The organism is Pseudoruegeria sp. SK021, from assembly GCF_002119405.1.
In the GTDB taxonomy this organism is placed as follows: Bacteria; Pseudomonadota; Alphaproteobacteria; order Rhodobacterales; family Rhodobacteraceae; genus Meridianimarinicoccus.
In genome coordinates this window covers 1-7,911 of sequence record NZ_MTBG01000066.1, presented here as the reverse complement: position 1 = coordinate 7,911, position 7,911 = coordinate 1, and the positions used below count along the sequence as shown (strand labels likewise).

The window sequence follows — 7,911 nt, the reverse complement described above, 5'->3', positions numbered from 1 at the left end:
CGCCATTACGATGCCGACACTCCAATCGTCGGGCAGGATCACCTGTTGGAAGAAACGTTGCAGGCGGCGGTAGGTTGACGCAACCTTAGCGCGAGCCGGTCGCTCTGCAGCAATATGGGTCAGGTTGGGCGTGTCCGCGAGGGCGGGAACGCCATGTGCGGGAATATCGAAAGGAAGGAAGAGCGCTCCGCCATCCGGTGACCAAACCCCCTTCTTCTTCATCTCATGGCGCCAGGAATAGACCTGCTACCGCGTGATCTCGTGGCGCTGCGCCACCTGCGTGACCGTCGCCTCATCAACGCCCACAGACATCACGATCCCCAGCTTCTCCTCGTCGCTCCAACGGCGTCGACGTTCAAACCCAAGTATCTCACCACGCATCACTGACCCCACCTAAGACACGTCGCAAAGGACGTCGTGAAGCACGTATCTTAGCAAATCATCCGGAAATCAGGCAGGCGGCCACAATGAAGCGGTTACGCCAAGCGCATCGGTCTGCGCCATGATTTTGGTCGCCGTCCCGCTACGAAAGCGTCCGATGGCCTAGCTTTGAGTTCTCTTTTCGCGCCTTGGCCATGACGGTGGCATGTCCCGTCTCACCTGAATGTCGGAATTAATGTGACAACTCCAATGCAAGCGCAACTCAGTGACGTGGATCAATACAGCCGCAATCGGGACACCCCGTGGCATTTCCAGAGCGTCATAGCCCGGCAACTTGATAGGAACCGATCCGCAGACTTCATCAGGGCCAGCGGCCATAAACCCCGCGCAAACAGGCGGACAAATGACCGCTAGCCAAAAGATCTCAGCTGCCAAGAAAACCCGTGCAAATTATGGGCCGTCCACAAAGAGCGAAGCCCGTTTAGTTTATGTCACTACTCCCACCTCAGAGGATTGCTTTATCGCGTGTGAAAACTTCAAGGCGACGCTCCATCCCGACATCGACTGTTGCCGCTTTATGATACATTCTCCGATAATGCGGCAACAGTTTGGAAACCGCCTTATCCGCGCGCTCAAAGGCGTCTGATTTTTCTTCGAAGAGCATGCGCGCCTCACCGACAAGGCTTTCCTCGTCGACATGGATAAGGCGGTTTTCTTGCACGACGAGCCGACCACTTACCATGACAGCAAGGACTGAAGTGCCTAGCTCGCAGTGCACCAGCTGACGTTGCAGGTTATTCAGAGGCGTGAAGGGCAATGTCTTGAGATTCAAAAGTACGAGATCAGCTGGCGCGCCGAGTGCCATGCTGCCAAGGCCCGGTTCCCGCATGGCATGCCCGCCTCCGACGGTCGCGGCAGTCAATATCTCAGTAGCGGACGGCCAATTTTCATAGTCCCACCCTGACAGGTTGTGGATCATGCCGGCGGTTTTCATGACCGACCACATATTGATGGCATCGTCTGCGATTGCTTCATCGACCCCAAGGCAAACCGGAATGCCGCGATCGCGAATGGCACGGAAAGGCATTACCCCGCTGCCAAGCCTCAGGTTGCTGATCGGGTTATGGGCGATAGAGGCACCGCTGGCAGCAATCAGGTCCAGATCCTTGTCATCGACCCATATAGAATGAATAATATTCATACGATCCGACAGCAGGCCAAGATCTTTCGTGTATTGCACCAAAGAGCGCCCGTTGAGGCATTCTTCGCCGAACACCCTTTGTAGCTTAGTTTCAAGCATATGGGCGTAATGTGGGAGATCGTGACGTTGGCTCAGATCATCGAGGGCCGAGAAATACCCCGGACTGACACGTTGGGGGGCCGAGCAGGAGACCGCCGCCTTAATGCGGCCGTCCGCAGTCCCGTGCCACCGATTTATCAGATGGTCATAAAGTGCGAGTAATGTCTGGCTCTTAGTGCGTGAGGGCAGAGACATCTGCCGTCGCTGATCGTCCGGCAGCATCTCGGTCAGATAGGGCAGCTTTTCCAACTCACTCAGCTCAGGTTGGTCCAAAGCAACGCGGGCGCGGATGCCGCTATCGGTGTATGCCTGCATGACCGCGTCTATGATCTCTGGTTCTGGTTCCGGCACGAAGAAGCAGTCGTCCTGTACGGCTGTCGTACCGGTCTTCAGCATTTCTATGCAACCGAGCATCGTGCGCAGATAAGCTTCGCGCGGCGTTGGGCGCAACACCTCCAGCTCCGGACATTCATAGAGCATGAAGATTTCAAGCGGCAATCCCGGCAATCTGCCTTTCATATGGGTGACAGAGGAATGGAAATGCCCATTTATGAGCCCGGGCATGAGTAGGTTGCCATTGCCCTCGATCACGTCCTCGCCCGCGTTCGGAACCAAGGTTGGTGCGATTTCGTGGATGCGCCCGTTTTTCGTACGCAGCGCACAGATGGATGTCATCCCTTTAGGTGCCGCCAGATCAAGCAGACGGACATCGCGGAACAGAATTCCGTTCATTGTTGTTTTTCCTTTATCCTTCGCGGGCTTAATGGCGCGAGGACGTTCCGTAAAATGGCGTGCGTTCTGTGGCGTCGTTCAAGTAGTCAGAATAGAATTTTTCGACTTCTCCAAAGACCTGATCCCGCAACCAGTGGCGATGTTGCTCATCCTGCGACTTTGGCGCTGACAGCACTTTTGCGATCTGTTCCAGAATCTCGTCCCTATCAATTCGGGTAAAGCGACCGTCCTGATAGATGACCTCGCCATCGACCAGCACCGCATGGACATGTGCCGACTTCGCCCGTTGAACGATTGCGTCGAGAGGTGGGATGTCGGGATCCTGAAATGGATAGGTCGCGGCATCGTAGTCGACAATGACTGCATCAAGGCGGCGACCCGGATCAAGACGTCCAATGTCTGAGCCGAAGGCTGTGGTCATGGCGCCATGTTCGCTGGCCATGCGAAATACCTGCGTTGGGGTCGGAACGTTATCGTGGTTCATTCCCGGCACGCGATGAACGTTCAAGGCGAGCCGCATCTCTTGAAGCATGTCACGATCTTCGTTGATACCGGCTTCGTCGAGACCGAGTCCCACAGTGACGCCGCGCTTTTGATATTCCATCAAGGGCAGCAAGCCGCTGCGAAGACGAAAGTTGGACGAGCAATTATGGCAAAGGCATGTTCCACTATGCGCAATTATATCGATGTCTTCTTCCGTCATCCAAACACCGTGACCGATGGTCAGCTTGGGGCCGAGGATCCCCAATTTTTCTAGATGCTTCACGGCCGTCGTGCCAGTACGCCGACGGGCGTATTCCTTTTGGTAGGCCGTTTCGAGAAGGTGCATATGCATCGGCACACCGGCGCTGTCAGAGCGTTCCTTAAGGGCTAGCAATCCGTCGTCGGTCATCCAGTGAAGGTTTGCAGGCGCAAGTTGAATCCGAGCGCGAGGGTTCTGGTTTGCATCAGTCAGTTCATCGAAGAGTTGCAAGAACTCCTCCAAACTTAGCTTCTGAGCCTCAAGATTGGCCGCCATTGCTTTCGCGGCGTCTGGCGGTAGGCGACGGCAGAAATCCTCGTCGGCTTCATAGACAAAACGGTTCTGCTCACGCACTGCATAGCAGTAAGATACGCGCATCCCTATGGCCTCATAGGCCGCTAGAACGGCTGATGCTGCGCCGTGCACTTGTCCGTAGTCGCCACGTGCCCAACCTTGAATGTGTTGGACCGACGTAATGCCAGAGGCGATCATCTCAAACGCCGAGTAGAGCGTGTCCAGATAGGGGTCGATGTCACGTGCTGAAAGCCGGCCTGCGAACCAAAGCTCCAACGCATAGTCAGGCGAGCCCATTTGAAGAGGGGTCAATCCGACATGGTGGTGGCTGTTCACAAACCCTGGCAAGATCATGTGTTTCGGATATGCCGTCTCGCTGGCTCCGGGGTAGGCGCGGCGAATTTCATCGATTGGCCCGACTGCCAAGACGACACCATCCTCATGGGCGAGGGCGGCATCCTCTTGGATGGCCGGGTGTTTGTTATCAGCGGCCCCGGTCACGATCCACCGGGCGGTCAGCAAGGCGACGGTCATAGGAGCTCCTGTTCCGCGAAGGCTTTGTTCACTTCTTCTGCCAACAAAGCGTCGCAGCGCCGTGCAAGGTCGACCATTTCGGGCGAGTGCAAGTCACGTGGTCGCGGTTGGTCTATCTTGATTTCTGCTTTGATTTGGCCCGGTCGTGATGTGAACACGATAATGCGGTCAGCGAGGGCGAGTGCTTCATCGATCGAGTGTGTGACCAGAAGAACAGATGCACCGGTTTCTCGCCAAATGCGCAGCAGGTGATCCTGCATGCGGGCACGGGTCTGGATATCGAGAGCGGCGAAAGGCTCATCCATAAGCAGAACTTTCGGATCCATCGCCAAGGCCCGTGCGAGCGCCGCTCGCTGTCGCATGCCGCCGGACAACTCGTGAGGTCGTTTATCACCTGCACCTGCCAGCCCGACCAGCTTCAGAAGGTCATCGACTTTCTGGCGACGCTTAGTTTGCGTGATTCCTTTGATCTGCAATCCGAACCCCACATTGTCGCGGACCGAAAGCCACGGAAACAGGGCGGCCTCTTGAAAGATCAAGCTACGTTCAGGAGACGGCTGTGTGATTTCCAACCCGTCGAAAGTGATGCTGCCCGAGGTCGCCTCTTCCAGCCCTGCAACCATATAAAGCAGCGAACTTTTCCCGCAGCCCGACGGGCCAAGGAGCACTACGAATTCGCCAAGGTTCACATCAAGAGTGAGATTTCGCACGGCAGGGGTTGGTGAGGAGCCGTCCGGGTTCCAAGTTTTAGTGACGTTAGAAATCGATAGTCCAAGGGTCATATCAGATCCGTCCGATACTGCTGGGTCCGATCCACCAAAGAATTTTGCGTTGAATGAGGCCAAGGGCCTGATCAAAGGCAAATCCGGTGATCCCGATCAGCGTCATGGTGAAGAAAACAAGGCTCGAATTGAATGTGTTGCGCGCCATCATGGTGACCTGTCCTAGGCCAGACCCCACGCCAACGGCTTCCGCGATCAGGACCACCATCCATGCGGCAAAGAGGTTCATGCGGAGCGTGACAAACAATCCGGGCAGGATAGCCGGCAGAATGACCTGCATGTAGATTTGGCGCTTCGACGCCCCCATAATCCTCGCAAGTTGGATGAAATGGGGTGGCACCGCATCAATCTGCGACAGGGTCGCCAGCACCATTACGAAGAAAATCGCGATGAAGACCAGAAAGACGGCCGGGGGATTGCCGATTCCGAACATGAAAACAGCCACGGGGATCCAAGCAACCGGAGAGATCGGCGCCATCATGGTGACTAGGGGAAGGACCAGCTTACCAAAGATGTTAAAGTACCGAATTGCAACGCCGACAATTAGCGACATTACGAAGCCAAGGCTCAAGCCAAGCGTAACTCGAAGTGCTGACCAGCCGATGACCCCCAGCACCGACCAGATACTACCTCCCTCGCTCAGAGCACCGGCGCGTCCACCGGTTGGGTCGAAAAAGCGAAACTGTTCCGGCAAGTTGCTCAGAAAAATATGGGGAGGCGGCAGCAGAAGCGGATTTGCCCACCCCTGCCACCAAGAGAATTCCCAGATCGCGACAAACAAACCGAGCGAGGCGCAGGTCCAAGCCAGTGGCACGAGCTTGCGCCTAACCGTTTGCGCATGCTCTTTCAGGTTTAGGCCAGTCGCAATTGTGCTCGGGTTATTCGCACGGAGTGATTGATCGGTCATGATTGTCCCTCTTCCGTCAGGCTGATTTTAGCGCGAGCGAGTTATAGAGGTCGGGGTTCTCGGCGATCACTTCTTCCATAAGCGACCAATCCAGCGCCTCGTCGGGAAGCAGGTTTTTCACATAGCCCATCTTTTGCATCGACAGCGACCGCTCCTTGAAGAAGGCGGAATTCTGGCGTTGATCGATCATCACGGGCTGTTTCGATTGCGCCAGCTTCAAAGCGTCGAGCGAGGTTTTGTAATAGGTTCCCACAGTCTCTTCGAGGGCGGTTGCCGTATCTGCCTCAATCTGCTTTTGCGCCGTCATCATCGCCTTGATCACGGCCTTCACAGCTTCAGGGTTTTCCTCGATCAGAGGTGTCCGCGCGGCCAGAACGCAATCTGCATATCCCGGGCCATAGAGGTCGATGCCATCGCTGAGCACCGTCGCACCTTCTCGGCCCTCAAGACACTGCGTCGCGTAGGGTTCAATATGGCAAACAGCGTCAATGCCACCGTTGATGAAAGCGGCGGCCATCTCGGGCGATGTGTTGAAATAGCGAATAGTGGCCTCGTTAAACGGAACCCCTGCTTTCGCCAGATAGTCGTAGGGCAGCACTTCAAGCGTGTCGGCCTGAAATGTTCCGATCGTTTTTCCCTTGAGGTCTTCGGGACTAGAGATGCCGTCTCGTCCAATAAGAATGCATCCTTCGGCGCCAGCTCCGGCGACCATTTTCACGGGTGCGCCCTGATCAACCAATGTAATAAAATTTGAGTAAGGGATGACCGAAATATCAACCATCCCCGCGCCAAACAGCGTTACGACGTCGGTCGTCGTCGGTGTCACCACGAAGTCGATCTCTACCCCGTCTTCCGCTGCCAACTCACGCTCTTTGGCAATAAAGATACCTAGGTTACAAAGACCCGCGCCATGCGTTGCCTTGAGCGTTGTCATGCCTGCAGCGGCCGCACCTTTGGCTCCGAAGAGACCGGCAAGTCCTGCTGGAAGAGCCAGCCCAGCTGCCGCCATCGCGCCACTCTTCAAGAACCCGCGACGGGAGGCTTCCATGAGGTTTTTATGAGTATTTCCACATCTGTCGCACATGTCATCGTCCATTCTGACGAGTCACAAACAACCAAATAGAAACAATGAGTGGGAGACTCAGATTTCCGAAGTCGCTTATGACGAGTTCGGCACGCCAACCATTAGAAGAGGGTATCGGAGGCGTCTTGCCCTCCCTGCGCTACGTTAACGAAACGGGATGGTTCATGCGGGGGTCAAGGAAACTGCTTCGGCGTTGGCGCACGCTTCTGGAATTGCCTAAAATATCGACATATTTAATTGCAGACGTTCAGATGCTGAGCGTATTGGACATCATGGCTACCGTCATACTTGCTAGGCTCCAGACCCATTGATTTCAGGCTGTTGACGTGATTCAGGCTCCGCAAGGAGATCACATTCATGAGTTACCTGTTTTGGCTGACTGAGGCGCAGATTGAACGCCTTCAACCGTTCTTTCCCAAGAGCCATGGCAAACCACGCGTCGACGACAGGCGCGTGCTGAGTGGGATTATATTCATCAATCGCAATGGTTTGCGGTGGTGTGACGCGCCTCCTGAGTATGGCCCTGCCCAGACACTTTACAACAGATGGAAACGCTGGAGCGACATGGGAGTGTTCGCCCGGATCATGGATGGGTTGGCCGCAGAGGCCACTGCGGCGAAACAGAAAACGATCATGATTGATGCCACCTACCTCAAAGCGCACCGCACGGCTTCCAGCTTGCGGCTAAAAAAAGGGGGCGTGGACGGCTGATCGGGCGCACGAAGGGCGGCATGAATACCAAGTTGCACGCCGTCACAGATGCTCTTGGACGCCCGATCCGGCTCTTCATAACGGCTGGCCAGGTAAGCGATTACACGGGTGCCGCAGCCCTTTTGAGCAGCCTGCCTTCAGCCGATTGGCTGCTGGGAGATAGAGGATACGATGCGGACTGGTTCCGAAAGTCTTTAGAAGACAAGGGAATAACACCCTGCATCCCAGGGCGGAAATCGAGGACCACGTCCATCAGCTATGACAAGCGTCGCTACAAACGGCGCAGCAAGATCGAGATCATGTTCGGACGCCTGAAGGAGATATGGGCAAAAGTTGGTGACGCTTGATCAGGCGGCGGTTTGAAGTTGGCGGATCCCATCCCGGAACTCAACCCCTTGGATGATCTCGGGGAGGCGGTTTTGACCGTCGAGTTTGCGCCATTTC

The 7,911-nt window shown here is 55.6% G+C and carries 6 protein-coding genes and 2 pseudogenes; 1 reads left to right on the top strand and 7 read right to left on the bottom strand.

Annotation, left to right across the window (positions count from 1 at the left end; genetic code table 11):
* The 7 genes and pseudogenes from BV911_RS19860 to BV911_RS18075 all read right to left on the bottom strand — a co-directional run.
* Nucleotides 1-222: pseudogene (locus BV911_RS19860) on the bottom strand (hypothetical protein); the annotation flags it as partial.
* Between the two features lie 24 nt (nt 223-246).
* On the bottom strand, nt 247-381 hold the full coding sequence (locus tag BV911_RS18100) for a transposase (protein ID WP_086054971.1): 135 nt from the start codon (nt 379-381) through the stop codon (nt 247-249).
* 505 nt (nt 382-886) lie between these two features.
* On the bottom strand, nt 887-2,413 hold the full coding sequence (locus BV911_RS18095; RefSeq protein ID WP_086054970.1) for an amidohydrolase family protein: 1,527 nt from the start codon (nt 2,411-2,413) through the stop codon (nt 887-889).
* 28 nt (nt 2,414-2,441) lie between these two features.
* A complete protein-coding gene (locus BV911_RS18090) occupies nt 2,442-3,983 on the bottom strand; it encodes an amidohydrolase family protein (protein WP_086054969.1) in 1,542 nt (513 codons plus the stop codon).
* Nucleotides 3,980-4,765: an ABC transporter ATP-binding protein gene (locus BV911_RS18085; RefSeq protein WP_086054968.1), complete on the bottom strand. Its 786-nt coding sequence runs from the start codon at nt 4,763-4,765 to the stop codon at nt 3,980-3,982. Before BV911_RS18085 ends, BV911_RS18090 begins: the two co-directional genes overlap by 4 nt.
* A gap of 1 nt (nt 4,766) precedes the next feature.
* Complete coding sequence (locus BV911_RS18080) at nt 4,767-5,672, bottom strand: ABC transporter permease (protein WP_086054967.1); 906 nt, start codon at nt 5,670-5,672, stop codon at nt 4,767-4,769.
* Nucleotides 5,673-5,688: 16 nt separating this feature from the next.
* Nucleotides 5,689-6,768: an ABC transporter substrate-binding protein gene (locus BV911_RS18075; protein WP_205963906.1), complete on the bottom strand. Its 1,080-nt coding sequence runs from the start codon at nt 6,766-6,768 to the stop codon at nt 5,689-5,691.
* 345 nt (nt 6,769-7,113) lie between these two features.
* Here BV911_RS18075 and BV911_RS18070 point away from each other — a divergent pair.
* A pseudogene (locus tag BV911_RS18070) lies at nt 7,114-7,802 on the top strand (IS5 family transposase); the annotation flags it as partial.
* Nucleotides 7,803-7,911: the final 109 nt, after the last annotated feature.